Source organism: Sinomonas flava, from assembly GCF_039531875.1.
Lineage (GTDB): Bacteria > Actinomycetota > Actinomycetes > Actinomycetales > Micrococcaceae > Sinomonas > Sinomonas flava.
Map to the genome: position 1 here is coordinate 24,787 of NZ_BAAAQW010000006.1, position 24,703 is coordinate 49,489.

The 24,703-nt window shown below is 71.4% G+C and carries 22 protein-coding genes and 1 tRNA gene; 11 read left to right on the forward strand and 12 right to left on the reverse strand.

Annotated features, from left to right (window positions below; all coding sequences use genetic code 11):
• Positions 1–96: 96 nt before the first annotated feature.
• From ABD298_RS11390 to ABD298_RS11400, 3 genes are read right to left on the reverse strand one after another with little or no spacing between them, the layout of a single operon-like run.
• A complete protein-coding gene (locus tag ABD298_RS11390) occupies positions 97–1,587 on the reverse strand; it encodes an NAD-dependent succinate-semialdehyde dehydrogenase (RefSeq protein WP_344299829.1) in 1,491 nt (496 codons plus the stop codon).
• Positions 1,584–4,610 carry an FAD-binding and (Fe-S)-binding domain-containing protein gene (locus tag ABD298_RS11395; protein ID WP_344299830.1) on the reverse strand — a complete coding sequence of 1,009 codons (3,027 nt, stop codon included), beginning with the start codon at positions 4,608–4,610 and terminating at the stop codon, positions 1,584–1,586. The genes ABD298_RS11390 and ABD298_RS11395 overlap by 4 nt, the downstream gene beginning before the upstream one ends.
• 26 nt (positions 4,611–4,636) lie before the next feature.
• Positions 4,637–5,914 carry an aspartate aminotransferase family protein gene (locus ABD298_RS11400; RefSeq protein ID WP_344299831.1) on the reverse strand — a complete coding sequence of 426 codons (1,278 nt, stop codon included), beginning with the start codon at positions 5,912–5,914 and terminating at the stop codon, positions 4,637–4,639.
• 45 nt (positions 5,915–5,959) lie between these two features.
• Between ABD298_RS11400 and ABD298_RS11405 the strand changes: the two genes are divergently transcribed.
• Positions 5,960–6,973, forward strand: coding sequence for a D-2-hydroxyacid dehydrogenase (locus ABD298_RS11405; RefSeq protein ID WP_425564393.1), 1,014 nt, complete (start codon positions 5,960–5,962; stop codon positions 6,971–6,973).
• A 127-nt stretch (positions 6,974–7,100) separates the two neighbouring features.
• Here the strand turns inward: ABD298_RS11405 and ABD298_RS11410 are convergent, their stop codons facing one another.
• Complete coding sequence (locus tag ABD298_RS11410; protein ID WP_344299832.1) at positions 7,101–7,604, reverse strand: DUF3830 family protein; 504 nt, start codon at positions 7,602–7,604, stop codon at positions 7,101–7,103.
• Positions 7,605–7,713: 109 nt separating this feature from the next.
• Between ABD298_RS11410 and ABD298_RS11415 the strand changes: the two genes are divergently transcribed.
• Positions 7,714–8,427 carry a maleate cis-trans isomerase family protein gene (locus ABD298_RS11415; RefSeq protein WP_344299833.1) on the forward strand — a complete coding sequence of 238 codons (714 nt, stop codon included), beginning with the start codon at positions 7,714–7,716 and terminating at the stop codon, positions 8,425–8,427.
• A 106-nt stretch (positions 8,428–8,533) separates the two neighbouring features.
• On the opposite strand, the gene ABD298_RS11420 is transcribed toward ABD298_RS11415, so the two are convergent.
• A complete protein-coding gene (locus ABD298_RS11420; protein ID WP_344299834.1) occupies positions 8,534–9,229 on the reverse strand; it encodes a maleate cis-trans isomerase family protein in 696 nt (231 codons plus the stop codon).
• 118 nt (positions 9,230–9,347) lie between these two features.
• On the opposite strand from ABD298_RS11420, the gene ABD298_RS11425 reads away from it, so the two are divergent.
• Positions 9,348–9,866, forward strand: a complete 519-nt coding sequence (locus tag ABD298_RS11425) for a RidA family protein (protein WP_344299835.1) — start codon at positions 9,348–9,350, stop codon at positions 9,864–9,866.
• A 236-nt stretch (positions 9,867–10,102) separates the two neighbouring features.
• Here ABD298_RS11425 and ABD298_RS11430 read toward each other — a convergent pair whose 3' ends face one another.
• Entirely contained in the window at positions 10,103–10,531 is a 429-nt protein-coding gene (locus ABD298_RS11430) for a GlcG/HbpS family heme-binding protein (RefSeq protein WP_344299836.1), read from the reverse strand.
• Positions 10,528–12,714 carry a malate synthase G gene (locus ABD298_RS11435; protein WP_344299838.1) on the reverse strand — a complete coding sequence of 729 codons (2,187 nt, stop codon included), beginning with the start codon at positions 12,712–12,714 and terminating at the stop codon, positions 10,528–10,530. The genes ABD298_RS11430 and ABD298_RS11435 overlap by 4 nt, the downstream gene beginning before the upstream one ends.
• Positions 12,715–12,965: 251 nt before the next feature.
• Here ABD298_RS11435 and ABD298_RS11440 point away from each other — a divergent pair, with 251 nt between their 5' ends.
• Together ABD298_RS11440 and ABD298_RS11445 are read left to right on the forward strand one after the other, a co-directional pair.
• Complete coding sequence (locus tag ABD298_RS11440) at positions 12,966–14,720, forward strand: L-lactate permease (protein ID WP_344299839.1); 1,755 nt, start codon at positions 12,966–12,968, stop codon at positions 14,718–14,720.
• 53 nt (positions 14,721–14,773) lie between these two features.
• Positions 14,774–16,168: an FAD-binding oxidoreductase gene (locus ABD298_RS11445; protein ID WP_344299841.1), complete on the forward strand. Its 1,395-nt coding sequence runs from the start codon at positions 14,774–14,776 to the stop codon at positions 16,166–16,168.
• Between the two features lie 34 nt (positions 16,169–16,202).
• Here the strand turns inward: ABD298_RS11445 and ABD298_RS11450 are convergent, their stop codons facing one another.
• Together ABD298_RS11450 and ABD298_RS11455 are read right to left on the reverse strand one after the other, a co-directional pair.
• Positions 16,203–16,859, reverse strand: coding sequence for a cyclodeaminase/cyclohydrolase family protein (locus ABD298_RS11450; protein ID WP_344299842.1), 657 nt, complete (start codon positions 16,857–16,859; stop codon positions 16,203–16,205).
• Positions 16,860–16,918: 59 nt separating this feature from the next.
• On the reverse strand, positions 16,919–17,794 hold the full coding sequence (locus tag ABD298_RS11455; RefSeq protein WP_344299843.1) for a putative protein N(5)-glutamine methyltransferase: 876 nt from the start codon (positions 17,792–17,794) through the stop codon (positions 16,919–16,921).
• 61 nt (positions 17,795–17,855) lie between these two features.
• Here ABD298_RS11455 and ABD298_RS11460 point away from each other — a divergent pair, with 61 nt between their 5' ends.
• Entirely contained in the window at positions 17,856–18,065 is a 210-nt protein-coding gene (locus ABD298_RS11460) for a dodecin (RefSeq protein WP_344299844.1), read from the forward strand.
• A gap of 14 nt (positions 18,066–18,079) precedes the next feature.
• Here ABD298_RS11460 and arfA read toward each other — a convergent pair whose 3' ends face one another.
• Positions 18,080–19,603: an arabinosylfuranosidase ArfA gene (arfA, locus tag ABD298_RS11465; protein ID WP_344299845.1), complete on the reverse strand. Its 1,524-nt coding sequence runs from the start codon at positions 19,601–19,603 to the stop codon at positions 18,080–18,082.
• 88 nt (positions 19,604–19,691) lie between these two features.
• Here arfA and ABD298_RS11470 point away from each other — a divergent pair, with 88 nt between their 5' ends.
• On the forward strand, positions 19,692–20,690 hold the full coding sequence (locus tag ABD298_RS11470) for a 2-hydroxyacid dehydrogenase (RefSeq protein WP_344299846.1): 999 nt from the start codon (positions 19,692–19,694) through the stop codon (positions 20,688–20,690).
• A gap of 54 nt (positions 20,691–20,744) precedes the next feature.
• Here the strand turns inward: ABD298_RS11470 and ABD298_RS11475 are convergent, their stop codons facing one another.
• The gene (locus ABD298_RS11475; protein ID WP_344299847.1) at positions 20,745–21,317 is read right to left on the reverse strand and encodes a cysteine hydrolase family protein; all 573 of its coding nucleotides are present in this window, start codon (positions 21,315–21,317) and stop codon (positions 20,745–20,747) included.
• Positions 21,318–21,667: 350 nt separating this feature from the next.
• On the opposite strand from ABD298_RS11475, the gene ABD298_RS11480 reads away from it, so the two are divergent.
• Positions 21,668–21,829, forward strand: coding sequence for a hypothetical protein (locus ABD298_RS11480; protein ID WP_344299848.1), 162 nt, complete (start codon positions 21,668–21,670; stop codon positions 21,827–21,829).
• A gap of 28 nt (positions 21,830–21,857) precedes the next feature.
• On the opposite strand, the gene ABD298_RS11485 is transcribed toward ABD298_RS11480, so the two are convergent.
• A tRNA-Lys gene (locus tag ABD298_RS11485) sits at positions 21,858–21,930 on the reverse strand.
• Positions 21,931–22,104: 174 nt separating this feature from the next.
• On the opposite strand from ABD298_RS11485, the gene ABD298_RS11490 reads away from it, so the two are divergent.
• The 3 genes from ABD298_RS11490 to ABD298_RS11500 form a co-directional block, all read left to right on the forward strand.
• On the forward strand, positions 22,105–22,761 hold the full coding sequence (locus tag ABD298_RS11490; RefSeq protein ID WP_344299849.1) for a hypothetical protein: 657 nt from the start codon (positions 22,105–22,107) through the stop codon (positions 22,759–22,761).
• A 305-nt stretch (positions 22,762–23,066) separates the two neighbouring features.
• Positions 23,067–23,684 (forward strand): nuclease PIN, encoded by a 618-nt coding sequence (locus ABD298_RS11495; protein WP_344299851.1) that lies wholly within the window; start codon positions 23,067–23,069, stop codon positions 23,682–23,684.
• 1 nt (position 23,685) lies between these two features.
• Positions 23,686–24,703, forward strand: a 1,018-nt coding sequence (locus ABD298_RS11500; protein ID WP_344299852.1) for an inorganic phosphate transporter, incomplete at its 3' end; no start/stop codon positions are given.

A 24,703-nucleotide genomic window follows, 5' to 3' on the forward strand; every position in this document is an offset into this window, starting at 1 on the left:
ACACCCCCAGCGCAGGGAAGGCGGCACAGGGAAGGCTCCCGACGGATTCCGTCGGGAGCCTTCCCTGTTGTGTTTCCCCCTCTTGGCGGACGCGCGTCAGACGCGCGGAACCGCCATGTACTTGTACTCGAGGAACTCCTCGATGCCCACGCGGCCGCCCTCGCGCCCCAGACCGGAGGCCTTGACGCCGCCGAACGGCGCCGCCGGGTTCGAGACGATGCCCGTGTTGAGCCCGACCATGCCGACCTCGAGGGCGTCCCCGACACGGAAGCCGCGGTCCACGTCCTGAGTGAAGAGGTAGCCGACGAGGCCCCACGGCGTGTCGTTGGCGATGCGCACGACCTCCTCCTCGGTGTCGAAGGGGACCACAGGGGCCACGGGGCCGAAGATCTCCTCGTTCATGAGGTCCGCGTCCGCCGAGACGTCCGCGAGCACGGTCGGCGAGTAGAAGTACCCGACGCCCTCGGGGCGGCTGCCTCCGCACACCACCGTGGCGCCCTTCGCCACGGCATCGTCGACGAGCTCCTGGACCTTCCGCAGCGCCTTCTCCTCGACAAGGGGGCCGACGTCGGTACCCGGCTCGACGCCGTCGCCCACCGTGAGCGCGCCGAGGCGGGCGGCGAGCCGGCGGGCGAACTCGTCAGCGACAGATCGCTGGACGAACAGGCGGTTGGCGGCCGTGCACGCCTCGCCCATGTTGCGCATCTTCGCGGCGACCGCGCCCTCGACGGCCCGGTCGAGGTCCGCGTCCTCGAACACGATGAACGGCGCGTTGCCGCCGAGCTCCATCGAGGAGCGCATGACGTGCTGGGAGGCCTGCTCGAGGAGGCGCACGCCGACGGCGGTCGAGCCCGTGAAGCTGACCTTGCGGGCGATCCCGCTCGACATCCACGGCGAGACCACGTCCGAGGCCTTGGTGGTGCACACGACGTTGAGGACGCCTGCCGGGAGCCCGGCCTCGACGAGGATGTCCACGAGCGCAAGCGAGGAGAGCGGGGTGAGGTTGGCGGGCTTGAACACCATGGTGCAGCCTGCCGCGATCGCGGGGCCGATCTTGCGCGTGCCCATCGCGAGCGGGAAGTTCCACGGCGTGACGAGGACGCACGGGCCCACCGGCTCGCGGGAGACGAGGATGCGGTTCTTCCCGTCGCCGGTCGTGGTCAGGTCGCCGCCGATCCGCACGGCCTCCTCGGAGAACCAGCGGAAGAACTCGGCCGCGTAGGCGACTTCGCCCTTGGCCTCGGCCAGCGGCTTGCCCATCTCCGCGGTCATGACGAGCGCGAGCTGGTCCTGACGGGCCATGATGAGCTCGTAGGCACGGCGCAGGATCTCGCTGCGCTCACGCGGCGAGGTCTTGGCCCACTCCTTCTGCACGCGGCCGGCGGTCTCGATCGCGCGGCGGGCATCCTCGGGGCCGCCGTCGGCGACGGTCGCGATGACCTCCTCCGTTGCCGGGTTGACGACGTCGAAGCGCGCGCCCGAAGCGGCCTCGCCCCACACGCCGTCGATGAAGATGCCGGTGCTGATCGTGGCGATCGCCTCGCGCGCCGCGGCGGACGTGGCGGATTCGGTGACGTTCGTGGTCATGGGACTTCCTCTGCTTCCTGAAGGGGGAACTCTGTCGTGTGAGTGGTGTGGGGAACCGCCGCGTGGGGGCGCCGGGATGGCGCTGGGCCGGGGTCGAGCACCTGGGCCAGGTGCAGGCCGGTCCGCTCCGGGTCGACCTGGTCGACCTGGCGCGCGCAGGAGAAGCCGTCCGTCAGCACGACGGCGCCCTGGCCCGCTGCCCGCAGCGCGGGGGCGATGCCGTTCTCGGCGACCTTCATGCTCACGTCGTAGTGCTGCGCCTCGAAGCCGAAGTTGCCGGCGACGCCGCAGCACCCGCCCGCGTCGAGGACCTCGTGCACGCCAGCGGCGGTCAGGGCACTGCGCTGCGGCGCCGAGCCGAAGACGGAGTACTCGTGGCAGTGCGTCTGCAGGACGGCCTGCTCGGGCACCGGCCGGGCGGGGGCAGGCTGCCAGCCTTCGTCGATCCGGCCGGCAATGTGTGAGGCGAAGCTGCGCACACGTGCCGCGACGCGCTTGGCCTGGTCCGTGTGCACGAGCTCCGGCAGGTCCTTGCGCAAGGCCGCCGCGCAGCTGGGCTCGACCACGACGATCGGGCGGTCCGTGCCGTCGTCGAGCGCCTCGGCAGCGCGGGATAGGAGCCGTCGCGCGGTGCCGAGCTGGCCTGTGGAGATCCACGTGAGCCCGCAGCAGGCCTCGGCCGAGCACGCGACGGCGGCGCCCGCGTCCGCGAGGACGCGCGCCGCGGCGCCCGCCACCTCGGGGCGGAAGCCGCGCGTGAACGTGTCGACGAAGAGGACGACCTCGTCCTCGGCCCCGCCCTCGACCGGACCGGCTCCGGGCCCCTGGGCACTCCGCGAGCCGGCTGCCCGGGCGCCGGCCTCAGCGACCTCGCGCCGCCACTCGACCGCCCCTGCGAACCGCGGGAGCGTGCGCTTGGTGGTGAGGCCCCCGGCGGCCGAGGCGAGCTTGCCGAGCGGCGTGGCGAGGACCGCGTTGACGAGGCCCGGCATGCGCCCGGTGAGCTTGAGCCAGCGCGGGAGCCAGCCCAAGGAGAAGTGCGAGAGCGGGCGGATCCGACCGCGGTAGTAGTGGTCGAAGAACTCGGACTTGTAGCTGGCCATGTCCACCCCCGCGGGGCAGTCGGTCGAGCAGGCCTTGCACGCCAGGCACAGGTCGAGCGCCTCGCGTACCTCCTCGGAGCGCCAGCCCTCCTCGACCGTGCGCGCCCCGCGGACCATGTCCTGGAGGACCCGGGAGCGTCCGCGGGTCGAGTCCTTCTCGTCCCGGGTGGCGCGGTAGCTGGGGCACATCACGCCGCCGCTGTCGGCGCGGCACCGGCCCACGCCGATGCAGCCCTGGACGGCGTGCGTCCACGGATCCGTCAGCGAGGCCGTGCCTGCGGGGCGCAGGTCGAAGCTCGTGCGCCACTCTCGCTCGGGCACGCCGGCAAGGGCGAGGTTCGCATCGAGGGGATCGGGATCCGTCATGGACCCGGGGTTGAGGATGCCGGCGGGATCCCAGATCCGCCGGGATTCGGCGAACGCGGCCATGACCTCGCGCGAGTACATGAGCGGGAGGAGCTCCGAGCGCGCGCGCCCGTCGCCGTGCTCGCCCGAGAGCGAGCCGCCATGGCGGACCACGAGTTCAGCGGCGGCGCGGGTGAACGCCCGGAAGACCTCGCGGCCCTCCTCGCTGCGAAGGTCGTAGGTGATGCGGATGTGCATGCAGCCGGCGCCGAAGTGCCCGTACATGACCCCGGTGAGCCCGTGCTCGGCAAGGAGCACGCGCAGGTCGGCGAGGTAGTCGGCGAGCTTCTCGGGCGCGACGGCGGAGTCCTCCCACCCCGGCCACGACTCCCCGCCCGAGGCGAGCCGCGAGGAGAGCCCGGCGCCGTCCTCGCGGACGCGCCACAGGGAGGCGCGGGCCGCCGGGTCGGGCACCGGCTGCCCGGCGACGAGCCGGCCGTTCTCTGCCAGGCGGGCCAGCAGCCGGTCCGCCTCCGCGCGCACCTCGGCCGGGTCGTCGCCGTCGAGGTCCACGAAGAGCCAGGCGCGGCCCGCGGGCAGGCCGAGGACCGAGTCCGGGCCGCGGCGGTGGCGCATCGTGGCGACGATGGCCTCGTCCGTGCCCTCGACCGCGGCCGGGGAGAACTCGAGGATGGTCGGGATGTCCCGCGCGGCGTCCACGACGTCGTCGTACCCGAGGCACACGAGGAGCGCGCTGGCAGGCTTCGGCACGAGCTTCATGCGCGCGCCCACGACGACGGCCCACGTTCCCTCCGAGCCGACGAGGGCACGGGCCACGTTGAAGCCCTGCTCCGGCAGGAGGTTCTGAAGGTGATACCCCGAGACCTGCCGCGGGATGCGCCCGAGCTCGAGCCGGAAGGCGCCCAGGTTCTCGCGTGCGAGAGCGGTGAGGGACGCGGTGAGCTCGGCGGCGCGGGCCGCGGACCCGGCGTCGTACGGATCCGTGGCCCGCAGGGCGGTCTCCGTCGCGGTCAGGCGCGCGCCGTCCGAGGTCACGACGTCGATCTCGGCGACATGGTCTGAGGTGCGCCCGTAGCGGACGGAGTGGTTGCCGCACGCGTCGTTGCCGATGGCGCCGCCCACCGTCGCGCGGTTCTTCGACGACGGGTCAGGCGCGAACGTCCTGCGTCCCCCCGTGGCCCTCTCGACCTCGCGGGAGAGCGTCGCGAGCACGACGCCTGGCTCGACGTCGACCGTCCCCGCACCCTCATCGATGCCGAGGATGCGGTCCATGTGCCGGGACAGGTCGAGGACGAGCCCGGGGCCGACGGCGTTGCCCGCCATCGAGGTTCCGGCACCCCGCGCGATGAGCGGGGTACCGGTGTCGCGGCACGCGGCGACGGCGCCCACGACCTCGTCGACGGTTCGTGGGAAGACGACCGCGAGCGGCTCGACGCGGTAGTTCGAGGCGTCATAGGAGTACTCGGCCCGCCGCCGGGGCGATGCGTCCGCAGCCACGCCGGCGTCCTCGAGCCGACGGAGGAGATCCTCCGCCTGAGTGCTGGTGTCTAGCATGCGGGTCCTCTTCGTTCGGAGTTCTGTCAGACGGCGGCGGCAGCGGGCACGGCGCCCGTGACGACGGCGAGGGCCGCCTCGAAGCGCTCGAGGCCCAGTGCGATCTCCTCCTCCGTGACGACGAGCGCGGGGATGAGCCGCACGACATTGCCCGCGGGTCCGCACGTGAGCGTGAGGAGGCCCTGCCCTGTTGTGGCCTGCTGGACGGCTGCAGCCGTCGTGGGATCCGGGGTGCCATCCGACGCAGTGAACTCGATGCCCTGCATGAGGCCAAGGCCGCGCACGTTGCCTATGGCCGGGAAGCGTGCCTGGATCTCCTTGAGCCCGGCCTGCAGCTGGTCGCCGCGCACGCGCGAGTTCTCGACGAGGCCCTCCTCCTGGATCACCTCCAGCGTCGCGACTGCGGCGGCCGCCGAGACGGCGTTGCCGCCATAGGTGCCGCCCTGTGAGCCGGGCCAGGCCTTGGCCATGGTCGCCGAGGGCGCCGCGATCGCGGAGATGGGGAAGCCGGAGGCGATGCCCTTGGCGGTGATGATGATGTCCGGCGTGGCCGCCGAGTGCTCATGGCCCCAGAACCTGCCCGTGCGGCCGACGCCGGCCTGGACCTCGTCGAAGATCAGCTGGATGCCGTGGCGGTCGGCGCGCTCGCGGAGCCCCTCCAGGAATGCGGGCGGCGTGGGGAGGTAGCCGCCGTCGCCGAGGACAGGTTCGATGAGGAACGCGGCCGTGTCCGCGGGGGACGTGCGGGTCTGGAAGAGGTAGTCGAGCTCCCTGAGCGCGAACTCGACCGCGGTCGCCTGGTCCCAGCCGTAGCGGTAGGCGTAGGGGAACGGTGCCATGTGGACGCCCGACATAAGCGGGGAGAAGCCTGCGGAGAAGCGAGTGCCAGCGGTTGTGAGCGAGGCGGCCGCGACGGTGCGGCCGTGGAACCCGCCCTGGAAGACCACGATGTTGGGCCGCCCCGTGGCCATGCGTGCGAGGCGGATGGCGGCCTCGACGGCTTCGGAGCCCGAGTTCGCGTAGAAGACCGAGTCCAGGCCGGCCGGCAGGACCTCGCCGAGCATCTCGGTGAGCTGCAGGAGGGGCTGGTGCATGACGGTCGTGTACTGGGCGTGGATGATCTTGCCGACCTGCTCACGCGCGGCCTCGACCACGCGGGGGTGGCAGTGGCCCGTGCTGGTCACGCCGATGCCGGTCGTGAAGTCGAGGTAGTCCTGGCCGTCGGTGCCGTGGATCCAGCTGCCGCGGGCGTGGTCCACGACGACCGGGGTTGCCTGCTTGAGGATGGGGCTGAGAGTCGTCATGCGTTCCATTCTGTGATGCTAATCGCATGATTGTCAACAATAATCATGCGGCGTATCGTGGTGGATGTGAACCAGACAACAGAGCCCACGCGGCGGCCCAAAGCCGTCATCCTGACATCCGCGAGGACCGCGCGCCCGTACAACACCACGTCCCTCGAGGCCCAGGCGGACGTCGTCTGGGCGGACGCCGAGTCGCTTGCCGGCGCGCTGCCGGGCGCCGAGATCCTGTTCGTCTGGGACTTCTTCTCCACGGCGCTGCGCGATGCATGGGAGCACGCAGACTCGCTCCGGTGGATCCACGTAGCCGCCGCGGGCGTCGACACGCTCCTGTTCGACGGGCTCCGTGAGTCCGACGTGGTCATCACGAACGCGCGTGGTGCCTTCGACCAGCCGATCGCCGAGTTCGTCCTGGCCTCGATCCTCGCCCACGACAAGCTCCTGCATGAGAGCAAGGGCCTCCAGCGCGAGCACGTGTGGCGCCACCGCGAGGTGCGGCGCACGGCCGGCCAGCGTGCGCTCGTCGTCGGGACCGGCGGCATCGGGCGCGCCACGGGCCGCCTCCTGCGCGCCGCGGGCCTCGAGGTCCGTGGCGCCGGCCGTGCGGCACACGACGACGACCCCGACTTCGGCAGGATCGTCGCCGCCGCGGATCTGCCAGAGCACGCTGGCTGGGCGGACCACCTCGTGCTCATCGCACCGCTCACGGACCAGACCCGCGGCATGCTCAACGCGGAGGTCCTCGCGGCGATGAAGCCGAGCGCGCACCTCGTCAACGTGGGCCGCGGGCCCCTCGTGGACGAGCCCGCCCTCATCGAGGCACTGCAGGCCGGCCAGATCGCCGCCGCATCGCTGGACGTGTTCACCGAGGAGCCGCTCTCGGCCGGGCACCCGTTCTGGAACATGCCGAACGTCCACGTCTCGGCCCACATGAGCGGGGACGTCGTCGGCTGGCGGGACACTCTCGCCGACCAGTTCGAGGACAACCTCCACGCGTGGCTGGCCGGCCGGGATCTGGCCAACGTGGTCGACAAGGACCTGGGGTACGCGCGCAGGGGATGAGCCCGCGGGCACCAGCGACAGCGAGGACCGACGGACAGCGCACCAAGCGACAGCGCCAACGTCATGGGGCGGGACTGCTAGCAAGCAGTCCCGCCCCTCGGCCTTAGGGCATCGGGCCGACGGGCCGTCAGTCCTCGCCGTCGCGCTCGATCACGAGGCTTTCGCCGCGCGCGCCGCCCATCCAGATGTCCTGGCTCGCCGCGGCCAGCGCGTCGAGGCCCTCGACGACCGTGCCGAAGACGTTGCCCGGAACCCACCCGACATCGCCGTTGAGCAGGAGGTTGTTGCGGCCGTAGAAGTAGGCGAGATCGATGAGCATGCGGGTCTCGTTCGTCCCCGCCGAGGTCTCGTACCCGTAGGCCGGGTTGTTCAGCACTCCCTCGAAGGTGAAGTAGCAGAGGTCGCCCGGGATGGGGGTGATGGTCTGGTTCTCTGCGCCCGGCTCCTGGGCCGCGAAAGGCTCCACGAGGGTATAGACCTCGTTGCGGGCAAACTTCCCGTGGAAGACGTCGCCCTTGAGGGGCAGAGCCTGCCACACGGCCTCGGCCGTACGCGGCGCCTCGTCGTCGAGGAGGCGGGCGCGCGCGGACACGCCGCGCTTCTCGAGAGTGATCCTGATGTAGCGGGCCATCGTCCCGTTCCCTTCATGTGTACGCCGAACGCGTTGGCCCGGCCTCTTCAATTGTCTACAATCCAACTGTAGACTTTTCGGGACAGACATCAACCCCTCGGAGGAATCGATGAGCACCGTTGCCATCCTCTACCCCGGCCACAGCGCAGAAGACGAGTTCACCCTGCTCGAAGGCCTCATTCCGGACGCACGGTTTCCCGTGATCCACACCTGGGAGGGCAGCACCGACCACGACGTCGACGCCCTCCTGAGGCTCGGAGCGCGGGACCTGCTCGAGCCGCCCGCCAAGGAGGCGGCGCAGGCCGGTGCGGACAGCGTGATGTGGGCCTGCACCTCGGGCAGCTTCGTCTACGGCTGGGACGGGTGCCACGAGCAGGCCGGCTGGGTGGCCGACGCGAGCGGCGCGCCCGCATCCTCGACCTCGCTCGCGTTCGCGCACGCAGTGAAGCACCTCGGGCTCTCCCGCGTCTCGGTCGCGGCGACGTACCCAGAGGACGTCGCCGCCCATTTCGTCGAATTCCTGCGGCGCGGCGGGATCACGGTGACCGCCCTCTCCACCTACGACGTGCCGAGCGGCGAGGACGCTGGTCTCCTCGGCCCGGACTGGGTGCTCGAGACCGCCCGCGCGGCAGACCTCACGGGAGCCGAGGCCCTCCTGATCCCGGACACGGCCCTGCACACCATGGCCGTCCTGCCCCAGCTCGAGGAGGCGCTCGGCCTCCCGGTCCTCACCGCCAACCAGGTCACCGCCTGGCAGGGCCTCCGGCTCGCCGGGCACCCCGCGGCCGCGCGCGGCCTCGGGACCCTGCTCGAGGCGCACTGACAGACCTCTCCCAGCCCGGGCACGACGGCGGGCAGCCCCTTCGCGGAGGCGCCCGCCGTCGTCGTGCGTACGGGAGCTGGCCGGCACCGGCCCCCGGCTCAGTGCCTCACGCGGTCACCGACCGGCTGGCCTCGGCGAGCCTCGCATCGCCCGGCAGGGGCAGACCGAGCCTCCGCAGCCCCGCCCAGGCTGTGACCTGGTTGGCGGTGAGCACGGGCTTGCCGAGCTCGCGCTCGAGCGGGGCGATGACGTCGAACGTGGGCAGGTTCGTGCATGCGACGAAGACGGCCTCGGCGTCGTCCGAGTCGGCGCTGCGGACAAGGTCTGCCGTCTTCCCGTAGGGAACATGCCAGATGAGCTTGTCGAGCCCGAGGCCCGCACAGCCGGTCACAGCACGCCCGTCCTCCGCGAGGAAGTCCACAAGGCGCTCAGTGAGCTCAGGGACGTAGGGCGTAGCGATCGACAGCTTCCCGATACCCAGGAGCTCGAGCGCCTCGAGGAGCGCCTCGGACGTGGTCACGGCGGGAGCGTCCACCTCGTCACGGATCGCCATCGAGATCTTCCGGGCGCCCTCGAGGCCATTGACGAAGCTGCCCGACGTGCAGGCGTAGAGCGCAGCTTCCGGCGCGACGGCGCTGAGGCAGCGTGCGGTCGCGCGGACCTCCTCGTCGTCGCCGATCGCAGAGGCCATGGTCGCGTCGACGACGAGCGGGTGGAAAGGCGTCCGGGCAAAGGCAAGGGTGACTTCGGAAGGCATCCACCGCCACAGCTCTCGGTCGAGTGCCATGTCGTAGGGGCTCACGACCCCGATGATGCGGGGGACCCCCGGACCGGCCGGGTCAAATTCTGTTGCGCTGATCACACTTCATCTTCCCATAATGTCTGATCGTCAACAATAATCGCTCGTGAAGGAGATGAGTATGAGCATGCACCACGGAGCGCGCCCTATCGATTCCGAGCGCGCGAGGCTCGTGGCCTACGAGCAGTCCCTACCGCCGACCCCCGAGCCTGGGGGCCTGTACGTACCGGTCACCCAGGTCGGGCCCTTCCTCTTCACAGCCGGCCATACCCATGCCGTGAGGGGAGTCCTGGACTTTCGAGGTCCGGTCGGTTCTGACGGCTGCCCCACCATTGAGGATGCACGGGCCTGCGCCAGACTGGCAGTCCAGAACTGCATGGCGAGCCTCGCCGGCCACCTCGACGGCCTCGGGGCCGTCGACAGGGTCGTGCAGATGACGGGCTACGTGGCCGCGGGTCCCGCCTTCGGCGACCATCCCCAGGTCATGGACGCCGCCTCCGAGGAACTCGTCGCGGCGTTCGGCGAGCGCGGACGGCCCGCGCGCGCTGCCGTCGGCGTCGCGAGCCTGCCCGACGGCGCGGTCGTCGAGGTCAGCCTCGTCGTCACGGCCGCGAGCCTCGAGGGGAAGGCGAGGCTGTGAAGTCCGTCGACGCAGTGCGGGCCCGGCGCCTCGGCGCACCCGGGAGGCCCGCTGCGGCGGACGCGGTTGAGCTGGCCTCCAAACCCCTGCGGTCCCACGCCCCAGGCCGGAACCGGCGCAGGCCACTCGCCGTCCGGACGGGAGAGCCAGCCCTTCTCCTGGCGCGACGGCAGGACCGGGAGAACCCGCTGGACCGGTCCAGCAGGTTCTCCCGCGTGGCGGGTGCGCCGCAGAGGTCAGGCGACCTGGGCGGTGAGACCCACGGCCTTGATGGCCGCCGAGGCCGCTGCCTCGTCGTTGTCGGAGGTTTCGCCGCTGATGCCCACGGCGCCCTGGACCGAACCGTCGTCGCCCAGCACGAGCACGCCGCCCGGAACGGGGACGAGCCGGCCCCCGAGGACGGCCGTTGCCGAGGCGATGAAGTACGGCTGCTGCTCGGCGCGCTCCATCAGGGCTCGGGAGCCCATCCCGAGGGCGAGCGCACCGTAGGCCTTGCCCTGGGCGATCTCGAAGCGGTTGTTCGAGGCGCCGTCCTGGCGCGCGGCGGCCACCAGGTGCCCGCCTGCATCCAGGACGACGACCGTCAGGGGCTTGAATCCGCGCTCGAGGCGGACGGCGAAGGCCTCCGCGACGATGGCCTGCGCAGTGTCGAGGTTCAGGCTCATGAGGCGCTCCTGGTCAGGTCGTGGCTGGCCTTCTCGGCCGCGCGGCGGCGGTGGAGGATCGGTTCGGTGTAGCCGGCAGGCTGCGAGGCTCCCTCGAGCAGGAGTTCGCGGGCGGCCAGGAATGCCTCAGTGTCGAACGAGGGCGCCATCGGCAGGTAGTCGGGGTCCTCGGCGTTCTGCTCGTCGACCACCACGGCCATGCGACGGAGCGAGTCCTCCACCTCCTGCTCGGTGATGACGCCGTGCAGGAGCCAGTTGGAGACGTGCTGGGAGCTGATGCGGCAGGTGGCCCGGTCCTCCATCAGCGCCGTGCCGTGGATGTCCGGGACCTTGGAGCAGCCGACGCCGGCGTTCACCCAGCGCACGACATAGCCGAGCGTGCTCTGGACGTTGTTGTCCAGCTCGTTGCGCCGGGCCTCGGCGTCCCACTCCCCCGGGTCCCCGGTCGGAATGGTCAGCAGCTGCTGCAGCGTCGACCGCCGGCCCCCGCCGAGCTCGGCCTGCCGTGCGTCCACGTCGACCTGGTGGTAGTGGATCGCGTGGAGCGTAGCCGCGGTGGGCGAGGGGACCCAGGCGCAGTTGGCACCGGCGAGCGGGTGGCCGCCCTTCTGGGCGAGCATGTCCGCGAGGTTGTCCGGAGCCGCCCACATGCCCTTGCCGATCTGCGCCCGGCCGCGGAACCCGCACTCGAGCCCGATGTCCACGTTCGCGTCCTCGTAGGCCTTGATCCATGCGGTCGAGCGCATGTCCGCCTTGCGGACCATGGGCCCGGCGAGCATCGAGGTGTGGATCTCGTCGCCCGTGCGGTCCAGGAACCCGGTGTTGATGAACACCACCCGCTCGCGGGCCTCGAAGATGCAGGCCTTGAGGTTGGCGGAGGTGCGGCGCTCCTCGTCCATGATGCCGATCTTGATCGTCAGCGGCTCCAGGCCCAAGACGGATTCGGCTCCGGCGAGCAGGGCGCAGGCCACGGCGACCTCCTGCGGTCCGTGCATCTTGGGCTTGACGACGTACACGGAGCCGGTCCGGGAGTTGCCCCCGGCACGCTCGCCGCGCAGGTCATGCACCGAGCCGAGGCCCGTGAACAGCGCGTCGAGGATCTCCTCGGGGACCGGGTTCCCGTCGGCGTCGAGGACGGCGTCGCTGGTCATGAGGTGGCCCACCTGGCGGATGAGCAGGAGGGAGCGGCCCGGCAGCGTCAGCTCGGCGCCGTCGGGTGCAGTGTAGGCGCGGTCGGGGTTGAGCCGGCGGAGGTGCGTGCTGCCGCCCTTCTCCACCTCGGCGGTCAGCGTGCCCTGCATGAGCTGGAGCCAGTTGCGGTAGCCCACCACCTTGTCGGCCGCGTCGACGGCGGCGACGGAGTCCTCGAGGTCCATGATCGTGGTGACCGCGGACTCGAGCACGATGTCCTTCACGCCGGCGGCGTCCCACGAGCCGATGCGGTGGTCACGGTCGATCTGGATCTCCACGTGCAGCCCGTGGTGCGCCAGCAGCACCGCCTCCGGCTCGGAGGCAGCGCCCCGGTAGCCGGCGAACTGGGACGGCTCGCGCAGGCGGACGGCGCCGGCCGGGGCCTCGGCGACCAGCCCGCCGTCGACCACCCGGTATGCCGTCACGTCTGCGTGCGAGCCGTTCTCCAGCGGCACGTTCTCGTCGAGGAACTGCCGGCCGCGGGCCACGACGGCGGCGCCACGGACGGGGTTGTAGCCGCGGGTGCGCTCGCGCCCCTCCGCCTCGTCGATGACGTCCGTCCCGTACAGCGCGTCGTAGAGAGACCCCCAGCGCGCGTTGGCCGCGTTGGCCGCGAAGCGGGCGTTGAGCAGCGGCACCACAAGCTGCGGCCCCGACACGCTCGCGATCTCGGGGTCGACACGGTCGGTCGAGATGGCGAAGTCCGCGGGCTCGTCGACGATGTAGCCGATCGAGCGCAGGAAGGCCTCATATCCACCCGGATCGACGGGCCCCGCACCCGCGGTGCGGTGGAACTCGTCGATCTGCTCCTGCATCCGGTCCCGAATCCCCAGCAGATCGCGCACCTTCGGAGAGAACTCGCCGACGAGGGCGGCTGCCCCCGACCAGAAGGACTCCTCGTCGATCCCCGTGCCCGGGAGTGCTTCGTCCCGGACGAAGGCGTAAAGCTCCTCGGCCACACTCAGCCCGTGCGTCTCCACGCGGTCGCGCATGCTTCCAACCCTTCTTCGCTTCCGCTATGCGGAACTAGTTTGTCGAATAGCAAGAGACTCTACTGAGACGGCCGCCACTCGTCAATGGGAGGTCGGACCACAGGCACCCCCTTGCATGAACCGCATCGAGTGTGTGGACTGACCATTGACGGTGACCGCAGTCACACCTAGACTCCCAGCAGGTTATTCCGCATCGCGAGATCTCATTTCCGCCTCCGGTAGCCGCTCCCATCGCAGACAAAGGAGTCTCTGTGACCACGTTCCACCAGATAGTCGATCCTCTGGGGGGTTCGCTCGCCGTCGCCGCCCTGCTCGCGGCCCTCCCCCTGATCCTCCTGTTCGTCCTGCTCGGCATCTTCCGGACGAAGGCATGGAAGGCCGCCGTCTCGAGCCTGGCGCTCTCCATGGTCCTCGCCGTCGTCGTCTGGCAGATGCCCGTCGAGCAGACCCTGAGCGCGACCGCCGCCGGCGTCTTCTACGGCTTCTTCCCCATCCTCTGGATCCTCATCAATGCCCTCTGGGTCTACAAACTGACCACCGCCACCCGGTGGTTCGAGGTCCTAGGCACCACCATCCGGTCCATCTCGAGCGACCTCCGCATCCTGGTCATCCTCATCGCGTTCTGCTTCGGGGCGCTCCTCGAAGCACTGGCCGGCTTCGGCGCGCCCGTGGCCATCACCTCGGCCATGCTGATGGCGGCCGGGATGAAGCCGCTCAAGTCCGCGACCGTCTCCCTCCTCGCCAACACGGCACCGGTCGCGTTCGGCGCGATGGGCTCGCCCGTCATCGCCCTAAGCGGCGTCACCGGCATCCCGCTCGCCACCGTCTCCGCGATGGCCGGCCGGCAGACGCCGTTCCTGGCCCTCATCGTCCCGCTCCTCCTCGTCTTCATCGTCGACGGCAAGCGCGGCGTCCGCCAGACCTGGCCCGCAGCCGTCGTCGGCGGCGTGGTGTTCGCCGTCGTCCAGTTCCTCACGTCGAACTACTTCACCGTCGAGCTCACGGACGTCACGGCGAGCATCGCGGCGATCGGCGCCGTCCTCGTCCTGCTCCGCGTGTGGAAGCCGGCCACCGTCGCGATCGACGACGGACCCGAGGTCCCGGCCGACGGGGCGGCCGAGGTCGCCGCCCTCACGAGCCACGCGGCCGGCACCCAGTCGGCGGCGGGCACCGGGGCGCACGACGGCGCCACGCACCTCGCGACGCGCGGACCGGCGGTGCCGGGGGCCGGCTCGGCGGGGGGCGACGGCGCGGCCGCCCGTCCTTCGCCTCGGGAGATCTGGATGGCGGTTGCGCCCTATCTGGTGATCATCGCGGTCTTCTCGCTCTCCCAGATCCCGGTCGTCAAGTCCTGGCTGACGGACGCGGGCGGCTTCTCGTTCCGCTGGCCCGGCCTGGATGTCGTCGGCCCGAACGGCAAGCCGGTCTCGTCGCAGACCATGCGCTTCGACCACCTCAAGGCGACGGGAACGCTGCTCCTCATCTCCGGGCTCATCACCCTGGCCCTCTACCGGATCCCCTTCCGTGCGGGCGTGAGGATCTACGGCGAGACGCTCACGATGCTGCGGTGGACCATCCTCACCGTCTCCTCCGTCCTGGCCCTGTCCTTCGTCATGAACCTCTCCGGCGAGACGGGAACCCTCGGCGTGGCGCTGGCCTCGGCGGGCGGGATCTTCGCCCTGCTCTCCCCCGTCCTCGGCTGGATCGGCGTCGCCCTCACGGGCTCCGACACCTCGGCGAACTCGCTCTTCGGCCAGCTTCAGGTGACCGCCGCATCCCACGCCGGCCTCTCGCCCGTGCTGATGGCCGCGTCCAACTCCTCCGCGGGCGTCCTGGGCAAGATGCTCTCCCTGCAGAACCTGGCCGTCGCTGCGGCCGCAGTCGGCCTCGACGGCTCCGAGAGCACGCTGTTCCGCCGGCTCCTCGGCTGGAGCATCGGCCTGCTCGTCCTCCTGACCCTGCTCGTCGTCCTGCAGACCAACGTCCTCTCCTGGATGGTCCCGTGACCATGGCGGGCCCTGCCTCCACCCCTGATCGACACGACACCGAAAGCCACACGATGCCCCTTCAGACCGAGTACCCCACGGCCGAAGCCACCGCCAGTTCGGCAACTGCCGCCGTCCTCGCCGCCCATCCCCGGGCCACCTCGGACCCGCAGGCCCGTGCCGCAGTGGCGACCGACCGCTCCGGCTACGTGCCCGCGACGCTGCCCGACGGCGTCGTGCGTGCGGAGAGCGCGGACGACGTGATCGAGGCGCTCCGCCTCGCCCACGCCCACAACGTGCCGGTGGTGCCGCGCGGCGCCGGCACCGGTCTTGCCGCAGGTGCGAGCGCGCACGCGGGACAGATCGTCGTCGACGTCTCCGGCATGGACCGCATCCTCGAGATCGACCCGGTGGAGATGATCGCCGTCGTCCAGCCCGGCGTGCTCAACGCCGAGGTCAACGCCGCGGCCGCCGAGCACGGGCTCTTCTACGCCCCGGACCCGGCGAGCACCGCCATCTGCTCGATCGGCGGCAACATCGCGACCAATGCGGGCGGAATGTGGTGCGCGAAGTACGGCGTCACCCGGGAATCCGTTCTTGGCCTGACCGTAGTGCTCGCAGACGGGCGGGTCGTGCGCACCGGACGCCGCACGATCAAGGGCGTCACCGGATACGACCTGAACGCCCTGTTCATCGGCTCCGAGGGGACGCTGGGGATCGTGGTCGAGGCGACGCTGCGGCTCCGGCCCCGCCCGATCCGCACCGAAACGCTCGCGGCCTACTTCGACGACATCGAAGCGGCCGGCCTGGCGGCGTCGGCCATCACTGCTGCGCGCATCCAGCCCTCCATCCTCGAGCTCATGGACGGTCCCACCCTCGGCGCCGTCGACCGCGCCGAGGGCACGCACCACCGCGAGCTCGGCGGCGCATTCCTCCTCGCCCAGACCGACGGCTACGGAGCCCACCTCGAGCTCGACGAGATCGCCCGGGCTATCGAGCCCTACGCGTCCTCGGTGCACCGCGCCGGCAGCGCCGAGGAGGCTGAGGCCCTCGTCAAGGCCCGCCGCGACGCCATCCCGTCCCTCGAAAAGCTGGGGCGCGTCTCCATCGGGGACATCGCCGTTCCCCGCAACAGGCTCGCCGAGGCCTTCACCGGGCTCGAGGAGATCTCCGCCCGCACCGGGGTGCCGATCTTCAGCGTCGCCCACGCCGCAGACGGGAATCTCCACCCCATGATCGTGGTGGACCCGGACACCTCGATCACGGAGGGGCCCGCGAAGGAGGCCCTGGGCGACATGTTCCACCTCGCCCAGGGCCTGGGCGGCACGCTCACCGGCGAACACGGAGTCGGACTTCTGAAGCGGCAGTGGGTCGAGGAGGAGGTCGGGGAGATCTCGCGCTCCCTCCAGGGCGCCATCAAGGCCGCGTTCGACCCGACCGGCATCCTGAACCCCGGAAAGGCCATCTGACCCCTGCGGGACCCGGCCCCGCCGGCGCCGTGCTTCAGACGGCGTCGGTGGGGGCCGCCCTGTGGTCGATTTCGGCGGCGAGCGCGTCGATGCGCGCCAGCGCGTCGTCGAGCCTCGTGACGGTCGACCAGAGGTCGGGATGCTCTTCCCGGATCTCCTCCAGAGTGCGGCCCGCCGAACGGAGCGAGGCCAGGTCGAAGCTGACGTTGGCGCGGGCACCGGCGATGGCGGCGCGCAGCGCGCCGAACGCGACGACCACATCGGCCACCAGCGCCGGGTTGCCGTGGGCGGCCAGCCATGCGAGGTCGTCGATGGACCCCGCAGCCCGCTCGCCCAGCACGGCCGACGACGCGGCCGCGTCGAGGGAGGCGGCGTGGACGGTCCGGTCCCGTTCGGGACCCGGGTCCAGCCGGAACGCCGCTCCGAAGGCCTGGGACGCGGCAGCGTCGTCGTCGGCCAGGGCGAGGGCCTCCCGCCGGAGGGCCTGCGCCCGCGCACGGATGGCCCCGACCTCGTCGCACCCGTCCTCCCTGTCGGTGTACCCGGCCACCATCGACGTCAGGGAGGCGGCCACGGCGAGCATCACCCCCGTCCCCGCCCCGCCGCCGGGCGCGCCGGTGGACTCGGCGAGAGCCCTCGTCCACTCCTCTACGGTCGAACCCTGGGTGCTGGCCTGCAGCGAAGCGTCCATGACATCACCCCTGCCCATTCCGGCCCCATCTACACGAGATCCGCGGGGAGCGGTGGCGGTCAACGGCCGGCCGTCCCCACCACTGCGACGGCGTCGAGGTCCTCGTCCGATTCGATGCGGGGGGCCAGCCCGTGGCTGGCGAACAGCCTCGCCGCCGTCTCCGCCTGCCTCCGGCTCACCTCGATCACGAGCAGGCCGCCGTCCGCGAGCCACTGCGGCGCCGCCGAGGCGATGCTGCGGTGGAAGTCGAGTCCGTCGCTTCCTCCGTCCAGCGCCAGGAGCGGCTCGTGCTCGCGCGCTTCGGCGGGCATGAACGGGATGGACGCGGTGGGCACGTAGGGGGCGTTGGCTGTCAGGACCTGGACCCGTCCCCGCAGCGAGGCGGGCAGGGCCTCGAACAGGTCCCCGAGGTGCACCGCCCCGCCCCACGGCGCCACGTTCCGCCGCGCGTACTCCACCGCAGTCGGGTCCACGTCCGCCGCGTGGAGCTCGAGGGCGGCACCGTCGGCGAGCGCAGCGGCGATCGCAACCCCGATCGCGCCCGACCCGCAGCAGAGGTCGACGACGACGGCGGGCGGCCGGCCGGCGTCGTGCGCGGCACCCGCGGGAGGTGACCCCCAGGAGGTGACCCCCAGACGGGAGGCATGGAGGTGGGCCACCGCGAGACGGACGAGCAGCTCGCTGCGCCGCCGCGGGACGAACACGCCGGGCCCGACGGCGATGCGCCGGCCGGCGAAGTCCGCCCAGCCGAGCAGCTGCTCGAGCGGCTCCCCGGCCACCCGGCGCGCCACGAGTCCCTCGAGACGGCCAGTGTCCCGGCATGCCTCGACCAGGAGCCTCGCCTCGTCCTCGGCGAAGACGCATCCGGCGGCTCGCAGCCGCCTCACCACGTTGTCCACCACCCGGGCCGCGGACTCTGGCCAAGCACTGGTCACGGGGATAGTCTGCCAGCACCCGCGGGGCCAGCAGAGGCCCCCGACCGGCAAGGAGGAACCCATGTCAGGGCACACCTACAGCGTCTCCGAGATCGTCGGCACGAGCCCGAACAGCATCGATGAAGCGATCAGGAACGGGATCGCGGCCGCAGGCCAGACGGTCCGGAACCTCGACTGGTTCGAGGTCCAGTCCATCCGCGGGCATCTCGACGACGGCGGGGTTGCCGACTGGCAGGTCACCCTCAAGTTCGGCTTCCGCCTGGAGCGCTGACGCCTCTCTCGCGGCTACCCGAGCCGGAGCATCGCCCAGCTCACCGGCGGCAGGACGGCGGTGAGGCGCCCGTCCTCGAGAACCGCGCCCTCGAGGGGGCCGGGAAGGACCGAGGACGAGTCCTCTTGGGTTGCGCACCACAGCGGATCGTCGCTCGCGAACACGAGCGCCTCCACCAGCCGTTTCCCCTCGAACGCGCTCACATCCGCCTCGAGGGGCAGCGCGGTGTCGCTGGCCCGGTTGACGGCGAACAGTGTCACGGAGCCTGAGTCGGCGTCGTGCGTCGCGACGGCGGAGAGCGCCGGCACGAGGCCGTGCTGCGGGGAGGTGTACGACGGCGAGTCGACGGCGAGCTGGAGCACCTCGCCTCGGGCGTGGGCTGAGGTGAGGGCGAACGGGTGGAAGATGGTCTGCTTCCACGCCGGCCCGCCGGGGGCGGTCATGATCGGGGCGATGACGTTGACCAGCTGGGCCAGCGAGGCCGCGTGGACGCGGTCGGTGTGCCTCAGGAGGGTGATGAGCAGGTCCCCGACCACCACGGCGTCGGCCACGGTGTACAGGTCCTCGGTGAGCTCGGGCGCCTCGGGCCAGTCGCTGCCGGAAGGCACCGGGGTGCGCCGGGAGGACATGTGCCACACGTTCCACTCGTCGAAGGAGATGTGGACCTCCCTGGCAGACCTGAGCACACTCCTGACGTGGTCGACATGGGCCACGATCTCGCGGATGAAGCGGTCCATGAGGTGGCCCGCAGCGAGGTGGTCCTCAAGGCTTCCCCTGTTCTCGACGTACTGGTGCGCGGAGATGTAGTCCACGAACTCGTAGGCCTCCATGAGGACGGCGCGCTCCCACTCGCCGAAGGTGTCCATCGTGGGCCCGGAGCTGCCGCACGCGACGAGCCGGAGCGCGTCCCCTCCGGCCATCCGCATGGCGCGGGCGGTCTCCGCGGCGAGGCGTCCGTACTCGGTCGGGGTCTTGTGTCCGATCTGCCACGGCCCGTCCATCTCGTTCCCGAGGCACCAGAAGGAGATGCCGTGCGGCTCCTCGGCTCCGTTCCTCCGGCGGAGGTCTGACAGGGCCGTCCCGCCCGGGTGGTTGCAGTACTCGAGGACGTCGAGTGCCTCCTGCACGCCGCGGGTGCCGAGGTTGACGGCCATCATGGGCTCGACGCCCGCCCTGCCGCACCACTGCACGAAGTCGTCCAGGCCCACCTGGTTGGTCTCGGTCGAGTGCCAGGCGAGGTCGAGCCGGACGGGGCGCTCGTCCTTGGGCCCGATCCCGTCCTCCCACCGGTACCCCGAGACGAAGTTCCCGCCCGGGTAGCGGACCGTGCTCACGCCCAGCTCCCGGGTGAGGCCCAGGACGTCGCCCCGCCAGCCGTCGTCGTCCGCGGTGGGGTGCCCGGGCTCGTAGATGCCGGTGTAGACGCAGCGGCCGAGGTGCTCGACGAACGTCCCGAACGTCTCGCGGCGCACGGGCCCGACGGCGAAGGCCGGGTGCGCGGTGACCCGCGCCGGGGTGGGGTTCAGCGGGGGTGCCATGGTCCTCCCAGTGGTTGTCGATCCCCCATGCTCACGCCCGCCCCCGGGGCCGTCAACACTCCCTCCCGTGATCGGCCAGAATGGCCGCATGAGCCGATTCCTCGTCACCGCGCCCATCCCCGCCCTCGGCCTCGAGCTGCTCAGGGCCGCCGGGGAGGTGGCGGTCCTCCCGGAGCCGCCCGACCCCGCCGCCCTGGCAGACCTGTGCGCCTCGGGCGAGTACGACGTCGTGCTCACCCAGCTCGGCGACCCGGTCGACGCCGCGCTCCTGGCCCGCGCGCAGGTCCGCGGGGTCTCGAACTTCGCGGTCGGCTACAACAACATCGACGTCCCCGCCGCGACCTCCCGCGGGATCCTGGTCGGCAACACCCCGGGCGTCCTGACGGATGCGACCGCCGACGTCGCGATGCTCCTCATCCTCGGCACCGCCCGGCGCGTCATTGAAGCCGACAGCATGGTCCGCGACGGCCGCTTCCACGGATGGGCTCCGGAGCTCATGCTCGGGCGGGACGTCTCCAGTCAGGTCTTGGGGCTCGCAGGCTTCGGACGCATCGCCCGGGCCACGGCCCGCCGAGCCCTCGGCTTCGGCATGGAGGTCCTCTTCTCACCGCGGCCGCCCGCGGAGCGGCACGTGAGCGACGAGGAGCTGGGCGAGTTCGCCGGCCGGGTCCGGCAGGTCCCCTGGGCGGAGCTCGTGCAGCGCAGCGACTTCCTCTCGCTCCACGTGCCACTGAACGAGCAGACCCGCCACCTCGTCGACGCCGACGTGCTGGCCCGGATGAAGCCCGAAGCCATCCTGGTCAACACCGCCCGCGGCCCCATCGTCGACGAGCAGGCCCTCGTCGCAGCGCTCCGCGAGGGCACGATCGGCGGGGCAGGCCTCGACGTCTACGAGGACGAGCCCCGCCTCGCCCCCGGCCTCGCCGAGCTCCCCAACACCGTCCTCCTGCCCCACGTGGGCAGCGCCACGGTGCCCGTCCGCAACGAGATGGCCCGCCTCAGCGCCCTCAATGCCATCGCCATGGCCAAGGGCGAGCTCCCGCCCCACCCCGTCAATCCCGAGGCGTGGCACCAGACGCGCGCATAGGCGCGCACCTAGTTGCCGGCCCTGGCAGATCAAACCCCGCACGACGGCGGCCGGTCACCCCAGCGGGGCGCGGTCGCCGGCGAGCAGCGCGATGGCCTCGCCCTGGGACAGCTTCCTCTGGCGGTAGGCGGCGAGCACGACGTCGAGCATGGCGTCGGCCTGGTCCGGCACATCCGCGCCCATGGCCTCGGCGGCGAAGGCGGCCCTGATGTTGTGCGCGAACGCATCGGCGGCGGTCTGGGCGAGGCAGAGGTGGGAGGACACGCCGGAGAGGAGGATGGTGTCCGCGCCCCACGCGCTCAGACGGGCGAGCAGGTCGGTGCCCACGAAGGCACTGTCGCGGCGCTTGACCAGCTCGGGGAGCCCCGCCGTGTCGAGCTCGGGGAGCGACTGGGCCTGTTCGGTGCCGCGGAACGCGAAGCCCTGGTCGTCGTCGAGCATCGACAGGGTCCAGGTGGAACGGTCCCGTTCGTGTTCCGTGCGCACGATCAGCGCTGGCGCCCGGGACTCGCGGGCTGCGGCGATGAGGCGGTTGCACGCCGTGACGATCCGCTCGCGCTGCTCGTTGAGCGCAGGGTCCTCGAAGAAGGCGTTCTCCATGTCGATCACGAGCAGTGCGGTAGGCATGCGGGTTTCCGTACCCAGCGGTAGATGACTCAAACGGTATAGCTGATGTCACTACAGGGCACGTGGACTTCACAGGATGCGTCACGGAGACTTCACGTTCACCGCCGCCTCCTGCTACCGTCGAGCAAGCGCGGCATGCCGCCATTGCTGGGGAGTGATGCGGAAGCCGTTGTCGCGCTGGGACGCCCAGGCTGCACACCCCCTCGCGGCCTGGGCGTCTCGGGCAGCGCGAGCCCTTCTGAGCGCGCGCATTCGGATCTACCCTGTTCAGCAGGGCCGACGCCGCCCGGTCCGCCGCGGACAGGGAGCCACCATGGCAGACAGCACCCACTGGGTCAGTGATCAGGACCATGCGTGAGATCGTGATCAGCGTCTCCGCGTACATCGCCGCGCTCGACGGCGCCCTGCTCGGCCTGCTCTTCGTGGAGTGGGGACCCAGGTTCCCCAAGCAGGTCCTGGCCGGCTGGGTGGTGGCCTTCGCCGTCGGATGCCTCGGCCTCGCGAGCCTGTAAGCCCCTTCAGCGGCCAGCCCTTCACGTGTGGGCCCCGTGGGCCTCGAACCCACGACCCGCGGATTAAAAGTCCGCTGCTCTACCAACTGAGCTAGAGGCCCGCGCCCGGCACGCGCCGGACGGGTCCACTCTAGCGCAGGCCAGCCGGCCGCCGTCGTGCGTGCCTGAGCGGGCCCGGCTTCCGGCCCCACCGCTCCGCGTCCCATGCGCCGCGCCGGGCAGAGGAGTACCGTAGCGGGCATGAATCCGGGCAGCGCTTTGAAGGAGGTACGGGCATGAGCGAGAACGCAGCGTCCGGCGGATCGGGACCCGTCCGCCCCCACAAGCCGAAGCCGTTCGCGCCGATCGACTTCGAGCCCTTCGCCGGGGGCGCCGATCCGGCCCGGGTCTCGGAGGCCGCGCACCTCGCGGCCCAGGCCCTGGTCCGCCGGGGCCGCGAGAGCGACGACCCGGAGATCACCCGTCGGCTCGTGCGCCTCGCCGACGAGCAGGGGCTCGAGTCGATCGCGGAGATGTGGTCCGAGAGCCCCGCCCGGTCGCTCCCGGGTGCCCTCTGGCGCCTCTACGCCCTCCGCGCCGCCACCAAGCGCGACCCCGAGCGCATCTCCGTGTACTTCAAGGCCGGCAAGGACACGGCCCAGGTCTCGCACGTGGTCGCCGGCGTGGCGGAGCCCCCCGGCGCGGACGAGCTCACCGCCATGGCGGACGCGATCCTCTCCGGCGCGTTCGACGGCGACTTCGACGTCGCGCTGGAGCGCTCGGCCGCGTTCTGCCGCGTCGTGGCGCTGGGCCAGGCGACCATCGCGGACAGCGCCGAATGGGCCAGCACGCAGCATGCGACCAAGCTCACCAAGAGCGCGCACCAGCTCGTCAAGACCGCCGAGGACCTCGAGGCCTCGGCCAACGCGTGGCGCCGCGGGCAGCTCGACTAAGCCCCGCTAGACCCGCCGTCGCCGATCCGTCAAGGTTGACTCTCCCCCAACGGCCGTAGAACACTGAAGGTGGCGTCGGACCGCGGCACCCCCGGGCTCCAACACTCAGCCGCTTCGAGCGGCCTTCCGCCGAGAGGCGGTCCCGGTTCGGCGCCTTAGCTTCTCACCAGGGTGAACGCCCGCCTCCGCGGGCGTTCACCCGTCTCACGTAAGATGCCGGTGCCGGCAGTCCGCCGGCACGAAGGCTTCCGCACGGGGACAGCGGCCGCCTGACGCGCAGGTACGGTTCCCGTGCACGGAGATTCATGAAGTTCAGGCTCTTTCCGCAGGAGACCGCTGGCCTCGAGCTCCTCGCCGCGATGGCACAGCAGTCGGTGCTCGGCGTGCAGGCGCTCTCGGAGATGTTCGGCGCCCGGCGGCAGGACTACGAGCAGCTCGTGGACGACCTCATCGGGATCGACACCCGCACCACCGAGCTCTCCCGCACCCTCCTGACGCAGCTGCGCACGAGCTTCGTGAATCCGCTCCCGCGCGAGGACCTCCTGGTCCTCTCCGAGGGCCTCGCCGCGGCGATGGGGCAGATTGTGGCCGTCGGCGAGCTGATCCAGCTCCACGCGATCGACCGGCTCCCCTCGGAGGCCTCGGACCTGCTGGAGATCATCAACCGGCAGGCGGAGCTGAGCACCACCGCCATGCGCTCGCTGTCCCACCTCGAGGACCTCGAGGACTACTGGATCGACATGATCCGGCTCTCCAAGCGCGCCGAGCACACGTACCGGGTCTGGAGCTCGGCCGCCCTGCGCGACCTCTCCATCACCGCGTTCGCCCGCAACGTCGAGGCGGCCCGCGCGCTCCTCGCCGCGACGCACGCGTTCCAGGCGGTCGCGACGCAGGTGGGCCGGATCATCGTCAAGGAATCCTGAGGTGGCCGTCGCTCTCGTCGGCACCGTGGTCGTGCTCGCGGCCGTCTTCGGGTTCCTCAACGGCTTCCGCGACACCTCCTCCGCGGTGGCCCTCACCGTCCGCACCCGCGCGCTCACGCCGAGCATCGCCGTCGTGCTTGCCGCGGTCTTCAACGTGGTCGGCGCGGTCTCGAGCGCGTGGCTCCTGACGTACTTCGGCGATTCGTTCATCCAGACCCCGCACGGCGGCGGGGGCATGACGATGCTGGTGGGCACGCTCCTGGCCGCGATCCTGTGGGGCGTGTTCGGCTGGTGGCGGGGCTACCCGTCCTCGTCCACGCACGCGCTCGTGGGCGGCCTCATCGGCGCGAGCTGGGCCGCCTCGATCCTGGGCCACGCGGGCATCGGGGCCCTGAACAGCGTCTTCTGGGCAGTGGTCGCCCTGCCGCTGGTCCTCTCGCCGCTGCTCGCGTTCGGCGTCTCCTTCTTCCTCACGCCGCTCGTGACGTGGATGGTCCGCTACTCGCAGCCCAGCAAGGCGCACGCGGGGCTCCGGGCCGCGCAGTCCGTGGGCGCCGCGATCGTCGCGTTCGGGCACGGGCTGCAGGACGGCCAGCGCGTCATCTCGATCCTCATGCTCGCCACGCTCGGCGCCGCCGTCGACTTCTCGGACATCCCCCCGTGGACCATCGCGTTCACGGCCGCGGCGCTCGGCCTCGGGACCCTCGCGGGCGGCTGGCGCATCACCTACACGCTGAGCCACCGCCTCGTGCGGGTGGACCCCCTGCGCGGGTTCGTCTCGCAGCTCGTCACGAGCTCCATGCTGTTCTTCGGGGCGCTGGGGCTGCACTGGCCCCTCTCGACCACGCACACCGTGACCACCTCGGTCCTCGGCGCCGGGGCGAGCCAGGACTACGCAGCGGTGGACGGCCGGCTCGTGATCCGGCTCGTGAGGTTCTGGCTCGTCACCCCGCTCACGACGGCGCTGCTCAGCTTCGTCTTCACGCTCGCCCTCTCGCCGCTCGCCGACATCGCCGGCT